This is a genomic window from Sphingobacterium griseoflavum (genome assembly GCF_014653155.1).
Taxonomy (GTDB): domain Bacteria; phylum Bacteroidota; class Bacteroidia; order Sphingobacteriales; family Sphingobacteriaceae; genus Sphingobacterium; species Sphingobacterium griseoflavum.
This window is the reverse complement of record NZ_BNAF01000006.1, coordinates 227,209-245,744: the sequence shown is the minus strand read 5'-3', so window position 1 is coordinate 245,744 and position 18,536 is coordinate 227,209. Positions and strand designations below refer to the sequence as shown.

12 protein-coding genes are annotated in these 18,536 nt (G+C 45.0%); 1 reads left to right on the top strand and 11 read right to left on the bottom strand.

Going from position 1 to position 18,536, the window contains the following annotated elements:
- Nucleotides 1-103: 103 nt before the first annotated feature.
- The 10 genes from IE165_RS09760 to IE165_RS09715 all read right to left on the bottom strand — a co-directional run bounded on the left by IE165_RS09760 (nt 104) and on the right by IE165_RS09715 (nt 13,079).
- Nucleotides 104-1,588: a SusD/RagB family nutrient-binding outer membrane lipoprotein gene (locus tag IE165_RS09760; protein WP_189626423.1), complete on the bottom strand. Its 1,485-nt coding sequence runs from the start codon at nt 1,586-1,588 to the stop codon at nt 104-106.
- 20 nt (nt 1,589-1,608) lie between these two features.
- The gene (locus tag IE165_RS09755) at nt 1,609-4,842 is read right to left on the bottom strand and encodes a SusC/RagA family TonB-linked outer membrane protein (protein WP_189626422.1); all 3,234 of its coding nucleotides are present in this window, start codon (nt 4,840-4,842) and stop codon (nt 1,609-1,611) included.
- Nucleotides 4,843-5,436: 594 nt separating this feature from the next.
- Nucleotides 5,437-5,682, bottom strand: a complete 246-nt coding sequence (locus tag IE165_RS09750; RefSeq protein WP_189626421.1) for a glycoside hydrolase family 78 protein — start codon at nt 5,680-5,682, stop codon at nt 5,437-5,439.
- A gap of 140 nt (nt 5,683-5,822) precedes the next feature.
- Nucleotides 5,823-6,500, bottom strand: coding sequence for an alpha-L-rhamnosidase C-terminal domain-containing protein (locus IE165_RS09745; RefSeq protein WP_189626420.1), 678 nt, complete (start codon nt 6,498-6,500; stop codon nt 5,823-5,825).
- Nucleotides 6,457-7,530 (bottom strand): alpha-L-rhamnosidase-related protein, encoded by a 1,074-nt coding sequence (locus tag IE165_RS09740; RefSeq protein WP_189626419.1) that lies wholly within the window; start codon nt 7,528-7,530, stop codon nt 6,457-6,459. Before IE165_RS09740 ends, IE165_RS09745 begins: the two co-directional genes overlap by 44 nt.
- A gap of 18 nt (nt 7,531-7,548) precedes the next feature.
- Complete coding sequence (locus tag IE165_RS09735; RefSeq protein WP_189626418.1) at nt 7,549-8,094, bottom strand: hypothetical protein; 546 nt, start codon at nt 8,092-8,094, stop codon at nt 7,549-7,551.
- Between the two features lie 327 nt (nt 8,095-8,421).
- The gene (locus tag IE165_RS09730) at nt 8,422-10,257 is read right to left on the bottom strand and encodes a histidine kinase (RefSeq protein ID WP_229826490.1); all 1,836 of its coding nucleotides are present in this window, start codon (nt 10,255-10,257) and stop codon (nt 8,422-8,424) included.
- Nucleotides 10,258-10,349: 92 nt separating this feature from the next.
- Entirely contained in the window at nt 10,350-11,093 is a 744-nt protein-coding gene (locus IE165_RS09725; protein ID WP_189626416.1) for a LytR/AlgR family response regulator transcription factor, read from the bottom strand.
- 225 nt (nt 11,094-11,318) lie between these two features.
- A complete protein-coding gene (locus IE165_RS09720) occupies nt 11,319-11,885 on the bottom strand; it encodes a hypothetical protein (RefSeq protein ID WP_189626415.1) in 567 nt (188 codons plus the stop codon).
- An 87-nt stretch (nt 11,886-11,972) separates the two neighbouring features.
- The gene (locus IE165_RS09715) at nt 11,973-13,079 is read right to left on the bottom strand and encodes a hypothetical protein (RefSeq protein ID WP_189626414.1); all 1,107 of its coding nucleotides are present in this window, start codon (nt 13,077-13,079) and stop codon (nt 11,973-11,975) included.
- Nucleotides 13,080-13,595: 516 nt separating this feature from the next.
- Here IE165_RS09715 and IE165_RS09710 point away from each other — a divergent pair.
- Nucleotides 13,596-15,557 carry a family 43 glycosylhydrolase gene (locus IE165_RS09710; protein WP_229826489.1) on the top strand — a complete coding sequence of 654 codons (1,962 nt, stop codon included), beginning with the start codon at nt 13,596-13,598 and terminating at the stop codon, nt 15,555-15,557.
- A 3-nt stretch (nt 15,558-15,560) separates the two neighbouring features.
- On the opposite strand, the gene IE165_RS09705 is transcribed toward IE165_RS09710, so the two are convergent.
- Nucleotides 15,561-18,506, bottom strand: a complete 2,946-nt coding sequence (locus tag IE165_RS09705; protein WP_189626413.1) for a PAS domain S-box protein — start codon at nt 18,504-18,506, stop codon at nt 15,561-15,563.
- Nucleotides 18,507-18,536: the final 30 nt, after the last annotated feature.

Here is an 18,536-nt window from a genome sequence, read left to right as displayed (position 1 = left end):
TTCGGCGGGGCGTCCGATGGGTGTATTTTCCCCAAATTTCTCACATGCCGGAATTGTGCTTGGAATGAGTGACGGCCATACACATCTGCTGTAGAATGACGACCTAGTAAACGCCGGTACGTTGGTCCCACCACATTTGCTCTCCCCAAACGTAATCAGTTACGTTTGCAGCAGCGCTGTTGACATGTTGCGTATTGTACAAAAATTCATTGTTGGGATACGGCAAACGAAATGGTTGATCGTTGTGCGCATCACCATAGACCGAATTTAATGAGGGGTAGTTTGTGGACGGAATGCCTGTTCGGCGATACAGGTTCCATGCTTCAAAATTTTCTTTGAACAAGGCCACCCACATATCCCACCAGACACGCTCTTTTGTTCCGTCCCATCGTCCTGCTCCAGCTAGATAAGCATCTACTGCACTTCCGGTAATCTGGTTATCTTCCATGGAAAGACGCACTGCCTGCTCATAAGCCTCTTCCGCTGTCATACCCACGTTGTATCCTAAAAGTGCAGCTTCTGCAAGGATATAAAAGGTTTCACAGGACTTGTAAAATGGTGTGAAGCCAATCGCATCGTTCATATATTTATCACCAATGAACGAGATGTTTGCCAAGTTAGGCGGTGTAGAGGCCGCACCATTTTGGAAACCTCTATACTCACCGTCCGCAGCGACGTTTGCTACTTTAGCCAACCGAGGGTCTTCCATTTCCTTTAAATGGTCGACAAAGATGTCCGCCATCCCAAAGTTATCGACCCGTTTGTCCACATACCCCGTATTATACCACGGTTCAAAATATGGAGCAGCCCCCGGATAAGTCAAATAGCAATTTTCGGCATTGGTTTGTAACACCGGATAGCGCGACGGATCTGCACAGATTTCTTCAATCGTTGTTTTAGCCAAATCGGGTGCTACACCGGAAATACGCATAGCAATGCGTAAACGTAATGCATTACAGAATTTCCGCCACTTATGGATATCGCCTCCGTAGATAAAATCGCCAACGCTAAAATCATCGTTTCCGACACCTGCAGCCATTTCGTCGGCAATCCGTTTTAAATCCTGCAAAATCGCTGGATAGATATCCTCCTGCCTATCGTATTTCGCTTTTAATATGCTTCCTTCATCCTCACTGCCCTTTAAAGCCTCGCTAAAAGGTACGTTCCGCCAACCATCGGTCAAATAAGACCACATGTAATTTTGCCAGATTTGAGCCACAAAACGAATATTTTTATGGCCCTCGGCGATGTCTTCCGTTTGTGCCAGAAGCACCTTTAACTGCGTATTGTTGTAGTAGCATGCGGCCCAGCGATTACCAAAGGTATTGTTGGTCGGTATAAGTCCCGACATATAATCCAGATACTGGATCTTGACAATATATCCTGAAAAAGTGCCGTAACCGTCGATATCGCCCCCAAAAGATTCGCCCGTATTTCTCAAAACGTTTGCTAGTAAGTTAGCCACGGGTGCTTCCGGTAGTGCATCGGGATCGGTATTAACTTTCTCAAAAGACTTGGTACAATTTGCGAACAGCAAACTACCCGCTAAACAGCTTATTATAGTAACTTTATTTAGTGTAATTTTCATGATTTGTAAACTTTTCATTTCTAAAATGTAACGCCTAACTTTAAACCAAAACTTCTTGACGTAGGCACAGAAGCCTGTTCAAACCCAACGCCTCGGCTATCGCTCGACACTCCTCCGGTTTCCGGGTCCAAACGCATCGTATTGGATTTATGCGTCCATAACAACGCGAGGTTTGAACCAATCAACGAAAGGTTAACGCGACTGATCCCTTTGACACGTTGCAAATACCTCGTCGGCACGTTATATGTCAGATACGCTTCGCGTAACTTCAGGAACGAACCATCGAATACATACATTTCGGCAACACCGCCGCTTTCATACCAAGTTTGCGCATCAGTCTCGATCGTGTTTTCTACCCAATTTCCGTTGGCATCTTGCATGGCAAAACGCTCCTCGGGCATCACATCGCGACCGGCAAGAATTGCGCGTTCACGAACACCATTCGCTGCTGTGATTTCTGCCACACCGGCCACATAACTGTGGTTCATGGTTTGCGACCAAATATCGCCCCCTACACGCAAATCCAATAGAAAGCCGAAGGCAAAATCCCGGTAATGGAAATCGTTTCGCCAACTTGCTAAGAAATCCGGTGTCACGTTACCGATGTTTTGTGCGTTTTTATTCACAACGAGCCCCCTGTTATTGACTTTGATGGCGCCCTTCAAGTCGCCCTCTTCCACGCGGTCGTAGCCTGGCCCAATTAAGGCGCCCCAACGTTCACCTTTCTTCGCTTGGTTAGCAATACCCCAAGTCCAACCTATTTGGTAAGTATCTAAATCCAGTTCCGGATAGAGGTCTATGATTTTACTGTTATCTTTTGCATAGTTGATCATCGTTGACCAATTGAAGCCGTTTTCTTTTTTGATGATATCGCCACGCAATTGAACCTCGAGGCCTTTATTTTCGATCTCGCCAGCATTGAGCAACATGGAGTTAAAACCTACCACATTTGATGTGGTTACGTTCATGATTTGATCCTGTGTGTTTTTATAGTAGTACACGATGTCGGCATGTATGCGATCATTGAACAAGCCTATTTCTGTTCCCACCTCCCAAGTGCGGATACTTTCTGGACGCAAACCTTCGTTGGGATAGGTCATCGTTCTGTAGAGTTGTGCCACACCTTTGAACGACTGCGGCTGTGCATAGAAATATGCTCGGTTACGGTAAGCCGTGGTAGCAGCGCCAATTTCCGCAATACTAGCTCGCAATTTCCAAAAGCTTAGCGCATCGCCTTTTAAACTTTCAAATGTGCTAGTTGGCAACCAGCTTAGGCTTGCCGATGGGTAGAAGAAGTCATCCTTTATTGTCGAACTCCAATCATTCCGTGCCGTTACATCGAGGTAAAGTTGATCTCTCCAGCCTAAAGAAGTCGATCCGTAGACCGAGTTGGAACGGATATGGCTATGATCCATTGTGGCAATAGCATCGCCAGACTTATTGGCTATGGTATACACTCCCATTACGGTCAGCGCATCTGCGCCCAATACCGAATTATCCCATTTGACATTGCGGTAATTAGCTCCAGCCAAAGCCACCAAATTAAAATCGCCGAATTGCTTGTTGAAGGAAGCTATAAAGTCTAGGTTAAGCTCAGCATTGTCTGTTTTATCATTCCGGAAGCCGCCGTTGGGAAAAGCGCTATTAAAATAGTTACGTTGAAAGGCTTTCGCATTATAATAATCCAAACCAGCACGACCTTCAAATTTTAGGTAACTGGTTGGTTGATAAAAGAGGGAACTCTTTCCAAAGAAACGATCGCGCTGATAACTATTTGTATTTTCATAGACATTAAAATAAGGGTTCACGTGGTAGTTGGTGTTCCAATTATAGTACGTGTAATCACCTTGCATATTACGTTCAGCCCAGTTGCTCTGCAGACTTGCATTGTTAACCTGCCGACCGAACCAGATAAAACCGTTCATAGGGTTATTTCCATCGTAACCCTGATTCAATAAATTATCACTCTCTGTACGCGTGTAACTCGTTACCAAATCATAGGAGAACTTTTCCGAAAGCGTCATGTTGGTGTTCAATTGTACACCATAACGTTTTTGATCCGTGTTTGGCACGGTTCCCACTTGATCACGAAACGACAGTGAGGCCCGTGTGCTCGACTTGTCTGTCAGGGCAGTAAGGGAAAGGTTGTGGTTCATGGACCTGCCCAGCTGAAAGAAATCGCGCACGTTATCGGGATGCGAAATCCAATCCGTTGCCTGCCGCACCCCGTTTACAATCGGACTATCGAATTGGGCAAGCTTTAGTCCGGCATCTAAACGTGGTCCCCATGATTCGTCGTAACCATCAAATACGCCACCACCGCTACCGGTACCATCTACGTAGGTGAACGATTTGGTCTGCGCGTAATCTTGGTAGGACATGCCATTGCCATCGCGATTGAAAAAAAACTCGCTGCCGTTATAACCTTGTCCGTATAGATTTTGGTATTTGGGCAACGTGGATACCTGATCGATGGTAAGGTTTCCATCGTAAGCTAACTTGACGCCTTTAGCGCCCCTTTTTCCCGACTTTGTGGTAATCAAGATCACGCCATTACCCGCTCGCATACCATACAATGCCGCTGAGCCTCCCTTCAAAACGGTGATATTTTCTATGTCTTCGGGGTTAATGTCATTGATTCCAGATCCATAATCGACACCACTGTAGGTGTTATCTCCCGATCGTTGGGTATTATTAGCGATAGGTACACCATCTACTACGATAAGCGGTTGCTGATCGGCGTTGATTGAAGAATTTCCCCGAATGGAAATTCTTGAAGAAGCACCTACGGTGCCTCCAAATTGGTTGATCTGCACTCCGGCCACTTTCCCTGACAGGGAGCCGGTCACACTTAACTGACCACCTTTCGTTAACTCATCTGCTTTCACATCCTGAATCGTGTATCCTAATGATTTTTTCTCTCTCGAAATGCCCATTGCTGTTACAACGACTTCATCAAGGTTGTTTCCATCGGCATTCAAGGTAATCTCTACGTTCGTTTGGTTGGATAAATCAATTTGTTTTCTGCTGTAACCTATCGCGGTCACGTTAAGCAAGCCTGCCTGCTGATAGGTTATTGCAAAGTCTCCGTTTGCCCCGGTTTGCGTGGCCGTACCATCAGCCAACGTGACTGTTACGCCAGGGATTGGTGTCCCATTTTCATCGACAACTCTACCTTTCAGTTGCGTTTGCGCAAACAAACCCGTAGAAAAGAATAAACTCGCTGCTAAAAAAGCAATTTTTCGTTTGTTCATCTGTTTTTTTGTCATTTAGTTAGTTAATCAACAATTACAGATGCAATTTCAAGAAAATATAACGTTAACATCGGTAGCTTATTGATATATATCAACCGTATTTTAACAGTAAAAACGAATTAGCACCTATTTTCAATAAAAAAGATAATAACGATCATGTATTTATCAGTTATTTATGTAGACACAAAAAATAAAGTTAGCTATACATTCATTAAAACAACAAGAAATAAATATTCTGCTGAAATTTCAACTGAAATTAAAGGTATGTCCGGTAAATTTTAAAAAAATTAGCAAAGAAATCGAACCGACAATCCAGTTTGATACAGAAAATTTTGTAAAGAAATAGGCGATTCTATTAAGATTATTTACGGTGTTAAAAAGGCATCAACTATTTGCAAAGCTACTGCTGTATGCTGACACTATATTTGCCAGCGGGGAAGATAAATACAGATTTACCATTTTCTTGCCCCTTATACCGAATTGTACGGATAGCTTGTATTTTCCTACTTCCAAGGCTGATACAACTGACATCTTTCGCCGTTCTGGGCTTTAAGGAAGAGCCTTGGTAACGGATACCTATTGATTCTGCATTAGTTACCTTGTTTGTATCCACACCACGATCCCCTGTTCATTAACGACTACGATTCGAAAAGCTCTTTGACGAGCGCCGCGACGCTCACTTTGCATTTGCCAAGAAAATTCCGGATTTGAAACATCCAAGCCCAGCGGTGTGGAGGTATACTCGGTTCGCAGGTTGACAATGCTCAGCTTGGAAGCGATGGAAACTGTCGGAAAAAAGGTCGTTAGCGACAAGAACCATAGCAAAAGTTGTTTCTGCATGGTATGTTTGTGGTATCTCGGAATTGACATAACAATAATAAAATATGTGGTTTGCTAAGGGTTCGGAAATTGGTATTCGGGACAAAGACTGCAGGATGGTCGCATCATTTCGATGCGGTTAGCTGCATACTAACCCATCACTAAATAGCGAGATCTCGTGATACCTGATGTTTCCCTTCGTTCAATTCGAATGTTACAAACCCAGCAGTTTCGCTGTCGTCTTCGGAATTTGCCCTAATTTTTTTGTTCACATAAATTGAGTGGCCTTTAGGCAATTTTACGATAGCCGTACAACCTTTGGGAATATGTAATCGCAGCTTGAAGCCCTGCTTATCGTTGTTGAAAGATACCGTTATAAATCCTTTTACGGTTGGTATAGTCAGTTTGCCTGATTTAAGGCCGGCGGGCTGAGGCTGGAGAAGAAACGTAGTGTAGCCGGGCGCCAAAGGCTTCAGGCCAAATAAGTATTCCGTAAGAACGATCTGTCCTCCTCCGCTCCATGCATGGTTAGTCGTTCCTCCGCCAAACCCACGTTCACCAACTCCCCACCCCTCATACAATGTCGTACGATCGGGATCATCAACCATCTCCTTAAATCGATCCTTTGCCCTTTGAAGCCCGAATTGACCTTCGCCCATTTTAAAAAGAGCTTCCATTACATATTTTTCCATGTACGGACTGGCATGGCGCTGCGATTTCAAACATCGCAAAACCGGCTCATATTTGGTGCTATCTGCAATGTCAGCAACGACGGCTAGCGCCTGCGCTCGATCATCAGTGGCCCCAGCATATAGATGGATCACGATAGGCTTCGCCATTCCAGCAGCGGTTAAAACCACTTTTTATCTGCGTCCTCATTTCCCCGTAATGTTTTGCATCATCTCCTTGCCCTAACATGTTGGCCATCTTAGCCGCGGCATCCAGTGCCATGTAATGCCAAGCAGCCATGATCAGACGAACATCCTTGTGCTCGCCCCAGTCGCCCCACAACCAGTCTCCTTCTCGCAGTATCGTTAGACCAGTTTGATCCGTTCGCCATAGTTCCAAGTATCGTTTTACAGCAGGGTAAACCTTGCTAATCTGTGCGGAATCTCCCGTTTGCATGTAATAATTCCAAAATCCATAGTTACCAATGCTTGCAAGCATCTGGTCGGGCAGCTCCTGATTGAAATTTCCGGGTACAGGAGCATGAAGCTCGCCACTTTCGCGCTGCCAATTACAAAGCTCGTCCATTGCTTTTCGCATAAGCGCATGCAATGTAGGGGAATAAGTGTAGAAAGCCTCTCCCATCAATAAGACAACATCCCCCCACCATTGAGCCCGCTCACGATCTGGACAGTCAAAAAAATTGTCGCGCATATTTACATATAACGTCCTTGATGCCTTCTTCCAATAGCGATTGAGAAAAGGATCATTGCACGTAAAATAACCGATCGGCTCGCTATCATAACCCGTTTCACGGTACTTAATCGCGCGAACCGTTACACCTTTGGGCACAAATAGCATCAGTTTTTCACCATTCATCCACCCTAATGATTCGTAATACTGGGCGCCTTTTTTGGTCACATACTCCGCCCTAATATTGGAGGTCCCGCCAGCCACGCTGTGGTCGGTATTGATATAGATTTTACTACCCCCAGTACGACAAAACACATCGATTATTGGTGTCATTTGCATATTATAAGGCAGATTCGCGACAACGGTATCCATATCGTTGCCAACTTTACGCGTAAATCGAGCGGATTTTAAGCCGAAATTCTTCCATTGCGGCACGGGTCGGTCTATTAATTTGCCCCATGGCGCGTCACCCAGTCTGCCCAGCACGCTTGACGCCTCGAATCCCGGCAAGTCGTTTATGGATTGTATCTACCAGTCGGCTATATCCTTTTGAGCATCGAACCGGATGTTGGATTCAGGTAGACGGTAATTTGGAGCAGGATTATCGGCTAGTTGATAAGCGGAGTGCACGCTTGACAGCCAACGCTGATCGCTGATAAGGTCGTTCTCATCGGTCCGCAAATGAAAAAGCAGCCCAGATTTACCACTGTTTACGTGGGAAAACCCATCTTTTCCGAAATGCCACAACAAAATGGCAATTTTATTGTTGCCCTTCTTCAGGTATGGTTCGAGGTCGATCGTGTCGCCGTAACTGTCGTTAGGATTGGGACCCCTTTTAAGCCCACCTTCAAAAACCACGAGTTCACCGTTGATCCACAGCCAATATTTTGTGTCGGCAGCGATCCTCGTCAATGCATTACGTGGTTTTTTCTTGAAAAAGACATCCCTTCGAAATGCAATCCAAGTACTTGTCTTATTGGAAGCAGGGTCGTTGGCGGATATCCAATTTGGTAGCGCTTCCACTTGCTGTGTGAAGGCGTTTGTGCCAATTAGACAACATATCGGTAAAAGCATCCATCTTAGCGTGGCAGGAATGCTAGTTAAAAATAACGACAAATCTTTCACGTACTCTTCCCTATTAATTTTTTCGATTAACAATAGATCCTCGGGCTGATCGATATTCTAGGCATAGTCAGTTGGCCGCGGTCGACTTACTAAACGGTAACTTCCGTAAGTTAAACATTTTTACCTATCAATACTGCAACTTATTAAAATATAAGGATCATTGATCAAGATCTGAAGAAAACGGCTTGCGATAAATTTGTCTTGTATTCTGCATAGCATGACACGGTTGTAGAAACACAAAACACAGCAGTTTTGAGAAATACGGCATCGTGCTGCTTAGATAGATTGACCGCTAATCGGAATGTTCAAAAAAACTACTGTTCCCCCATGGGCGGCAGAGACGGTTTTCAGCTTTGCTTTTTTGCCGAGCAAACTCAATCGCTCGCGGCTTATGGTGCTCGACAACGAACGATGATCTGGCCTGACCCCTATCGCAGCCTTTTTGCCACTATCGCTAATCTTCACTTCCAATACCTCATTCAGATCGAACACAAAGGCTATCGCGATATGAGCGCTTCCGGTTTCCATATCGATCCCATGGAGAATGGCATTCTCTACAAAAGGCTGTATCAACATGGGGGGCACCATAATGGCTGTTAAATCCTGCTCTTCTGGCACCGTGATCGTATAGGTAAATGCTTGGTCAAAACGCATCTGTTGCAAGCTTAGGTAGTTATCCAACGTTTCAACCTCTTCATCCAATGGCACAAACTGCTCCCGACTCAATTCTAAGCTGGTACGCAGCAACCTACTGAAGCGGTTGAGGTATTTAATGGCACGTTCCTTCTGATCCAACCGTACAAAACTTTGGAGTGCCGAGAGGGTATTAAAGATAAAATGCGGTTCCATTTGTGTGCGCAGCAGTTGCTGTTGCAACACAACTTTCTCCTTTTCCGACCGCATTCGGCGTTGCTGCTGTCTGTAGTATAGCAGGAAAATTGCCAAGGCCAGCAAGATCAAAGTCAACACGGAAATAATCAGCCACAGGCGGTTCTGCTGCAGTTGTAATGCGTTGATCTTCATGTTTTCATGCAGCGTCTGGATGGATTTATCTTTCGCTTGCAGCTGATACAGCGCTTGCATCTCGGCGACGGCCTGCGTGTTTTGCTCTTGATAGATATCTTCCTTTAGATCCATGGTTTGATTCAGTAGCGCTATGGCCTCATCGTAACGTCCTGTTTTCTCGCACAAAGTTGCGACCGCCTTTTGGTAGTATACGTCGTTTTGGCTGACGTGCTTATCGGGATGCTCTTTCTTTATTGCGGCTGCTTTTGCGAGATATTTACCCGCTAGTTCGGTGTTGTTTAATACGAGATAGGTTGTAGCTACATTACAGTAATCCAAAAATAAATTGTTGACATCGGTAGGGTGCGCTTTGCCCGCTTGGAATATGTCCTGATCTAAATTGGTCTTGAGAAGTTGATAACGCAATAACGAATCCGTTTGATAGGTTTTTTCAAAATAAAACATCTTCGACTCGTACAGGTATGCCGGATTGTATTGCTGCGGATAGCGCCGGTGGAGGGCCTCCAGTTTAAGCAAATAGGGAGCGATGCTATCTGCTGGTTGTTTGAGCGCCCGAAGGGTCTGGATCATTTGCACAAGCACCCGCTGGTGGCCGACGTGTCCCACTGGCAGGGAATCGCAAATAGGCATCGCCAGCCGAATCATCCGCTCCGCGAGCGAGAGTTGATAGGTGCTGTTATTGCTTTGCGCGGCAGATAGCAGCATGACGGATTTAGCTTCGGCAGAAAGTCCTAACAAACTGTCGGAAAGAACAATTCCGGCGGCTTGATTATAGTAATATCCCGCTTGATGCGATTTCGATTGCAAACTCAAGATATTGCCCATTCCATTGTACACCAATGCTTTCTCGTCTAGATTCCCTTTTGTCGGTTCGATATAGTCTAATGCCTTTTTGACAAAAAAAGCCGCAGAGTCGCCCCCCCGCATGCCGTGCAATCTAGCCAATTGATAGGCGACTTTGGCGTAGGAAACAGTGTCGTTTGGCAAGGATGGGTTGTGGTAATAAGCGTCCCACGCGCTCTTTAGCGAATCATAGTTTGACGACGTTACAGGTGTATTTTCCAAGGCCAGAATGCGTGCGCTCAAAGATGAGGCAGTTTGAGACGAAACCACGGAATAATCGTTACAAGCTTGCATGGAGCAGGCACATAGGACAATACTGTAGAGGAATCTATGCATTACTTCGCTAGGGATAGTTGTGTAATAATAAAGTTTTTTCTCCGTAGGGAGATCGGGATTTCGATGTCGTTTTCCAGCACTAAACATTCGGATCGCTGTACACTGGCGATATACTTTCGATTCACCAAATACGACTGGTGGGTCCTTAAAAAATACGGGCAGGGCAGCAATTCCTCAAAATACTTGAGCGGTTTAGAGGTCAACTCAACTTTTCCGTTCCGCAAATGGAAATGGGTATAGGGGCCGTCCCCTTTGCAGTATAAAATATCCTGAACAGGTATAATCCGGATGTTGTTGATCGAATTTAGGGCAATGCTTTCGGGTAGTACCTGTTGTTCAATGGCCTGCTGCGCAACGGATAGCTGCTGCATCCATTGCGGGTTATCATTTTGTCGACGCCTGTAGCGATTGAGTGCCTCCTGCAGTTCGGTCTGGTCAATGGGCTTTAACAGGTAATCGAGCGCACCATATTTGATCGCCTTAATGGCAAATTGATTGTAGGCGGTAATGAAAATGATATGCTGCGGAATACTTTTAAGTCGATTCAAGACGTCGAACGCGGTACCATCACGGAGCTGAATATCCATGAGCACAATATCGGGCGGATTTTGCTCCAACAAGGTTGATGCATCGCCAACATTATCGCTCCAGCCGATCAGTTCAAGGCCGGCTTCTTGCTGCACCAAATACGTAATTTCTTCACGCACGGCGGGCTCATCCTCTATAATCAATACTTTTATCATCCGCTAATCTTCAATTTTCCAAAGCCCATAGGTGTCGTATTTTTTTTTGTAAAGGCTGTGCTTTTCGGTCTTTCGCCGATGGATGCGCACCAGGATGGCTGCATACTATCGACTGCAGGTATGGCGCTCGTTGCAGCCACTATGCTGCAGAAGCCAATCAACATTTCTTCTAATGTAGCTTATTTTTTTAAAATTTCACTTTTTGATGAACAAAGATATACGCCACTAACAGGGAAACCACCATTGGATGAAATAAAGCTTTCCATCTTTCAGAAAAAGACGAATTTTTCCGTCAGAAATATTTTTTTCATCTTCTCGAAAAGTGAGGACCTGCAGCTTCTCTCCGCCATAGGCATCGAGCTCAGCCAGCATATTCGCGGCCTTAGGAAAAAGCTCAGCCAGCTCCGAAAAGGTTGTTGCGGCATCGAGTCGGATCCCATTGTATAGTATGAAATGATCTTTTGTAAACCAAAATTCATCTACGGCCATCCTCTCCCTACTTCGCTCAAAACGAGATCGATCCTTGTACCAATATGCATCGTCTGCATCTTTGCTACCGTCTTCATATTCGAAAATATAATTGCATGGCTGCACATCGACCAGTAAGGCCGTACTATCAGGCTGATGAAAATGAGCCTCAAATTCCTGCACAAGAAAGAATCGCTGCAATTTACCGTCAAATAATAGTTGCTTTACGTCCAACACTTCCGGAAGAAGAACCTCTTGTCCTTGAGCATAAGGTAACCCCAGTATCGCAAGGAGAATTAACAAGGCGTGTTTAAAAGCCATCATGATACAAGTGATAAAAGAAATGAAATAATGATGTAATCGTATCTATATTAAATTCGCTGAGCGTTCCGGCTCCATGTGAACCACATGCTATCTACTGCTCGCTTTTCGTGGTTCAGCTTTATCCGTGATTGGCACCGGAGGTATTGTGGTAGGTGCCGGCAAAACGGGATCGTACCGATCCATCGTAGCCTGCGGACTTTTATAGGATTTTTCGGGTTCTTCACATGTCGTATAGAACAGGCTACCTGCTAGCGTGTTATCTTCCGATAAAGCAGCCGCAGTTCCTGCAGATAGGGATATGCGCTCCAGCTTCCGCAAAACACGATCATCGTTATAGCGGTTTTGCTCGCCATACGCACCGTAATCTTCCTGATTTGATTTGATGTACGCGTTACTACTTTCTTGATAGACATATTGTGACAAATCAACCTCAGCGAAGGTGGCATATGCCGCATTCACGAAGTAATCGCCCTGATAGTCATATGCTTGGGAAACCTGCTGCTTGATGGCTACGATTTCATTCCACTCCTCATTTTCGACACTATCAAAAGCCCGTTTGTAACCCTTTTCACCACCGTAATTGGACAGTTGGATATTTAGTTTTCCATCCTCATCTTTAAAGAACTGCCCGAAAAAATCTTCATACTCTGGTTTTGGAGGCCTATGCATAAAGAAAAATTCATTGAACTCCTGCTGAGCATTGGAAAAAAGCCAAGTGTAGGCTTTGGTGTCTTCGCGATCCGATACGCTGAATATTTTCACCATGGAAGGTATTATCGGCGACACGTAAACAAACGGGCTATCGAAGCAATTGGCGTTCTCATTAAACACCCGCTTTGGTTGTTCATCATCAAATTGCACAAAATTATCGCTTTCTTCAAATCCGCTAAAAACCATGGTCGATTTGCCAAGCGACGCGGGATTGCAGTGGGCAAATACAGAAAGGGTATCGGATTTGTTGGTGGTAAAATTAAGATGCGCTGCTTCTCGCACGTATGTTCCGTAAACCAAGGTGGCATAGCCATAAAGCAAAAATGTACCATCTTCAAATAAGGCAATACCCTCTAAATGACCGTACTGCCCGCTAATCTTATTTTTCCAATCTTCACCGTGCGGCATATAGGGCATATCCTGTGCAGATATCTGCAGGATATGCAACAGCGGAATTGCCACCAACAACATGTATTTCACCATATTTTCTAGTGTAAAATTTATAAAAGGGTAAAAGTCAAACACGCAAACGCAAGCAACTGCTAACAGTTGGACGTGATCGCCATCGATTTGCGATGACAAGATACGGTATCTCCGCAAGAAAAACACCATCGTATATCCCTCAAAGCTATTTCGGCGCGGCAAATGCAGATGGCCGAGCAGAATTTCTGTATATAGCGTATTGGCTCCTCTTTGTTTCCGTCAATAATGGAAAATTAAACGATTCGTGCGAGATTGCCTATTGAGGTTTACGATTCGCCTTATGGCGCCTATAATTTGATATAAAAACATGATATACGGTGTTTTAAAAAGTGTGTATCCGATAAAGTTAACCAATCGTATCTGCTTTGCTGCAGCGAAAAAATACGACTAATGGCAATAGTAAATTTGCCCGGACAACATCATTTTAATAAATGTATTTTTTACATTTGTTGAGAAGAAGGCAGGTCTCGAACTTTTGCTTTTACCGATGATAAACGATATTCCTCAAAATTGTTCATGATGAAAACAAGAAACATACATTGGCTCCGATTAAGTTACTTAATTGTTATTCTTTTTTATACTATTCCTTACCATGCAGTTGGTCAGCGTCAGCCAGACGATCTGTGCGGCTATCTTTTTGCGTACTTTGAGGGTGCTGGAGATAAGGAAACGCAAGAACAGTTGCGCTTTGCTTGCAGTGCCGACGCTATCCACTGGACAGCGCTTAACAGCAATAAACCTATCATTCCCTCGCAAGAGATCGCATCGAGCGGTGGGATACGTGATCCGCATATCCTTCGGGGGGAACATCCCGGAAACTACTACCTGGTAGCCACCGATATGAATACCATGAAAAATGGATGGGAAAGCAATCCCGGCATTGTTCTGATGCACTCGTCCAATCTTTTGGATTGGAAGCACTGTGTTATAGATTTGGCGAAGTTGTATCCAGAAGAATTCTCTAATGTAAAATGGGTTTGGGCACCGCAAACGCTTTACGACGCGCAAGTAGGAAAATATCTCGTCTATTTTACGGTAAGATTTCATCACAATAATGATCTGGACTTCTATGCAGCATATGCCAATGAAGATTTTTCGGGTTTCGAAAGTGTGCCAAAACTTATTTTCAGTCCCAAATTTGGAGGTATCGATGGCGATATTTGTGTTAAAGACGGTATTTACCATTTTTTTTATAAAGGAAATACAAAAGACGAGCAAGGCAGGGAGATTAAGAACGGCATACAACAGGCTACCAGTAAGTCATTGTGGGGTCCTTATGTCGAGGACTTTCAATATATAGATGCATACGCAGATACCTCAGTCGTTGTGGAGGGATCGAGTGTCTTCAAGCTAAACAATACAGAGGAGTATACACTGATGTATGATTTATACAGCGATGGTCGCTACGAATTCCAGCGTAGCAATGATCTGTATGCTTTTTCCCAAAAACCGAGACCCCTCCAAACGCCATTCCATCCGCGGCATGGCAGTGTCATCGGTATCACAAAAGCAGAAGCAAGAGCACTACATGATCGATGGTCTGGCGTTCCGTATACCTTACTCGTACCGGAGGAGAAAGGTGATACCTACACATTTCGATCCACTGGCAACCCACTCTTTACGCATGTGTACACCGCTGATCCAGCGACCTTGGTCGATGGCGGTACGCTATGGCTGTATACAGGGCACGACTACGAGGGAAACCAACGCGGATATCGTATGAAAGATTGGTGTGTTTTCTCGACAAAAGATATGGTTAATTGGACGCACTATCCAACGCCTTTACGAATAACCGATTTTAAATGGGATAAGACGGGCGATGCTTATGCCGGACACGTTGTAAAACGAGGCGATAAATACTATTGGTATATCAGTACAAATGGATCCGGAATAGGCGTGGCGGTAGCTGAACGTCCAGAAGGCCCCTTCAAAGATGCGCTCGGAAAACCGCTCCTTACCAACGACGATTGCTTCGGTGCAACGCATTCCTGGCGCTGCATAGATCCGGCCATATTTATAGATGATGATGAACAGGCTTGGATTATCTGGGGGAACAAAGTGTGCTACTACGCTCGGCTCAAAGAAAATATGCTGGAAATAGAAGGACCGATAAAAACAATCCACTTCCCTGGCTTCGAGTTCACCGAAGCACCTTGGATCCACAAGCGGGCTGGCAAATACTACCTAAGTTATGCTACCGAATTTCCAGAAAAAATTGCATACGCGATGGCCGACGCTTTTGAAGGCCCCTATCACTACAAAGGTCTTTTGAGCGAGATTGCTGGGAATAGCAATACTACCCACCCTGCCATTCAGGAATTTCGGAATAACTGGTATTTTTTCTACCACAACGGCAGTATCAATCCCGACGGAGGCAGTTACAGCAGGGCAGTATGCGTAGAACCACTTACCTATGGCAATACAGGGTTGATTGAGAAAATCGAAATGAGTAGCAAAGGCGTCGGTGGGGAGCGGTAAGGTCTACTCGGGTGAAGATTGACCAGCTAGCAACGTTAACTCGAACCAAAATACGCTCCCTTGGCCGGGCACACTTTCTACACCGATCTTGCCCCCATGTCCTTCTATGATCTCCCGACATAAATAAAGGCCGATGCCAAAGCCACTTATATTTTCAGTGTGGCTTCCTACTACGCGATAAAATCGCTCAAATACATGGGCTTGATCTTTCAATGATATTCCCATACCTTGGTCTTTGACACGCACGCGCGTTTTCCCCTCGTGGTTGCTACAGGAAACGTGGATCGTGCTATCTTTACTGGAATACTTTACGGCGTTATTGATAAAATTAAGAACCACTTGTTCAATCTTGTCGTAGTCGGCTTTCACATATGCACTTTCGCTCGCGCTGAAGACAATTTGGTGGGTTTGAATGGTCACCTGCGATTCTTCTTCAACTCGCACGATCAACTCGCGCAAGTCAAAGCTGGTTTTGTTAAAGTAGATCTTGCCTTCTTCCACACGGGCCACATCTAAAAAGCCACTGATCAGTGTGGCCATACGATCTATCTGGCGAACAGCCTTGGTCGCCATTTCTGAAGAAAAGCCATCATTTGCTTTTTGGGATTTCGCGCCGAGAATCTGCACGTAACCTTTTAAAGAAGTCAATGGTGAGCGCATTTCATGACTTACGATTCCGATAAAATCTTGTTTCAGTTGATCGTTTGCCTTGCGAGCGGTAATATCCATAACTGTACCTGAAAAATGGCTGACGGGACTGCTACCAATCGTTGTATATCGCTTCCCTATTGCCTTGACCCATCGTATCTGCTGATCGTGAAATCCGACAATTGGATATTCCACATTATAGGGTATGCCATCGGTTATTGTAGCTTGGATTGCCTCCATCACATCTTGACGATGTGTCTGTGCAATTTGGGACATACAGTCCTCAAGCGTGATACGATCCTGTGCATGGAAACCGAAGAGTTCTTTTGTACGCTCTGTGACGACCATTTCATTAGACTCCAGATTGATAAACCAAGTCCCCATATCGGCGGCGGAGATTGCCGTGTTCATCCGCTCTTCACTTGCCTTCGCATGTGCTAATGCTTGCTGCAGCTCCTCATTTAATTTCTCTATGGCTTGCTGTGCTTCCTTCTGCTCGGTAACATCAGAGACCATAGCAACCATGCGATCGGAATTCCCGTTATTATCGTAACGCGCACGCCCGTATGCGCTTATCCAATGAAGAGATCCATCAGCCCATTGTATCTGGTAAACAGCATGGTATAAAGACCCCTCCTCTCTCGCTTTCATTACCTTCGCTCTAACTTCCTCGCGATAAGAAGGGAGCATCATTTCAAACATCTGGGGATAAGTGAACTCATCGCTGGGCTTACGGTCATAAAAGCTCTTAAACGTGTCGTTGCAGAGCATGTTGCCCGTAGTTAAGTCGACTTCGGTGTATCCCAATCCGCCCGCATCGATGGCAATGCTGATTCGCTCATTTAAATCGATCAAACTTTCTTCGGCTAATAGGAGTTGCTCGTTGGATGCCATCAGCTCCTCATTCAGTGCGATGTATTCCTCGTTAACGGTACCAAGTTCCCTATTCGTTTGTGTCAGTTCGATTTGATTCTCCTCCAGTCTTTTGCGTGCATTAACCGTTTCGGTAATATCGATTACGGTCGCGATTATCGCCTGTGGCTTACCCTCCGAATTTCGCAGCGGTTTATACGTAAAATCGATGTATATTCTATTGATTTTCCCATCGGTGTCGGCAATATCTGCACTAAGTTCGGGTATGGACAATGTTTCGCCGGTGCGAAGCACGTTGCGTAGCATCTCCGGAAAGGGCTGGTCTATTACTTCGGGAAAAATATCCGTAAGACGCTTGCCTAATACTTGTTCGGCAGTACGTGTCCATATTGCGAGCATAGGCTCATTGGCTATTTCGATGACCAACTCCTGCCCCCGGATAATACACATGCCCATAGCAGCGTTCTGTACCATCTCGCGCATCTGATGCGCACTTTCCTCAATGGCCAAACGCGCGCTTACCTGTTCGGTTACTTCGACCGCCATATCGACAATACCGACAACTTTACCCTCATCCATCAATGGTGCGTAGGTAAAATTGAAATAACCAGTTTCAAGACGACCGTTACGATTCAAGCTAACAGGCGTATCATATCGGTATACGGTCTCACCGGTTCTATAAATATGGTGCAATAGTTCGTAAGCTGGTTGTCCTTCCAACTCTGGAATAACCGTCAGCAAATCCTTGCCGGTGATGTCCGCCTTTTGATTGAGGAGTGTAAGCATTGCAGGATTAACGGCCTCAATGTTCAGGTTTTTACCTCGAAATACAATGATAGCTGTTGGCGATTGCTCGATGATCAAACGTAGGCTATGTTCGCTCGCTAAACTCTTTTCGTGGAGCTGTATGTTGTTTTGGTTCGCTGTTTCAAGTTCCCGTAATCTTTTTCTTAGCAACAATTTGTTGACGACCTGCTTGGATAGTGTTTGGAGCGCGTTTCGCTGTGTATCATTAAGCTTTCTCGGCTGCTGATCGATTACACACAGCGATCCTAACGCGAAACCATCATCATCAACTAATGGCATACCGGCATAGAACGAAATATGCGGATCGCCGGTAACCAATGGATTGTTCCAAAAACGAGGATCTTGATTTGCGTCCTCTACTTGCATCAGTTCCGTCGGATTTAAGATTGCATGTGCGCAAAATGAAGCGGACCTTTCCGTTTCTTTTGCATCAATCCCTTTATGGGATTTAAACCACTGCCGATTTTCGTCCACCAAACTGATGAGTGCAATAGGCGTACCGCAAATTGCAGCAGCTAATTCAGTAAGTTCCTCATAATCGGACTCGATTTCGGTATCTAAGATATTGTAGGACTTCAGTGCAGCCAGCCGTTGCTGCTCCCTGGTTTTTTCGTCGTGCATAGATCACTTAATTTCATGATGAATGAAAGT

What these genes read in the sequence shown, in the direction of transcription:
- IE165_RS09705 (WP_189626413.1), bottom strand. Translation starts at nt 18,506, where the DNA reads ATGCACGACGAAAAAACCAGGGAGCAGCAACGGCTGGCTGCACTGAAG.
- IE165_RS09710 (WP_229826489.1), top strand. Translation starts at nt 13,596, where the DNA reads ATGATGAAAACAAGAAACATACATTGGCTCCGATTAAGTTACTTAATT.
- IE165_RS09755 (WP_189626422.1), bottom strand. Translation starts at nt 4,842, where the DNA reads ATGAACAAACGAAAAATTGCTTTTTTAGCAGCGAGTTTATTCTTTTCT.
- IE165_RS09715 (WP_189626414.1), bottom strand. Translation starts at nt 13,079, where the DNA reads ATGGTGAAATACATGTTGTTGGTGGCAATTCCGCTGTTGCATATCCTG.
- IE165_RS09760 (WP_189626423.1), bottom strand. Translation starts at nt 1,588, where the DNA reads ATGAAAATTACACTAAATAAAGTTACTATAATAAGCTGTTTAGCGGGT.
- IE165_RS09725 (WP_189626416.1), bottom strand. Translation starts at nt 11,093, where the DNA reads ATGATAAAAGTATTGATTATAGAGGATGAGCCCGCCGTGCGTGAAGAA.
- IE165_RS09745 (WP_189626420.1), bottom strand. Translation starts at nt 6,500, where the DNA reads ATGGCGAAGCCTATCGTGATCCATCTATATGCTGGGGCCACTGATGAT.
- IE165_RS09735 (WP_189626418.1), bottom strand. Translation starts at nt 8,094, where the DNA reads ATGCTTTTACCGATATGTTGTCTAATTGGCACAAACGCCTTCACACAG.
- IE165_RS09750 (WP_189626421.1), bottom strand. Translation starts at nt 5,682, where the DNA reads ATGCAGAAACAACTTTTGCTATGGTTCTTGTCGCTAACGACCTTTTTT.
- IE165_RS09720 (WP_189626415.1), bottom strand. Translation starts at nt 11,885, where the DNA reads ATGATGGCTTTTAAACACGCCTTGTTAATTCTCCTTGCGATACTGGGG.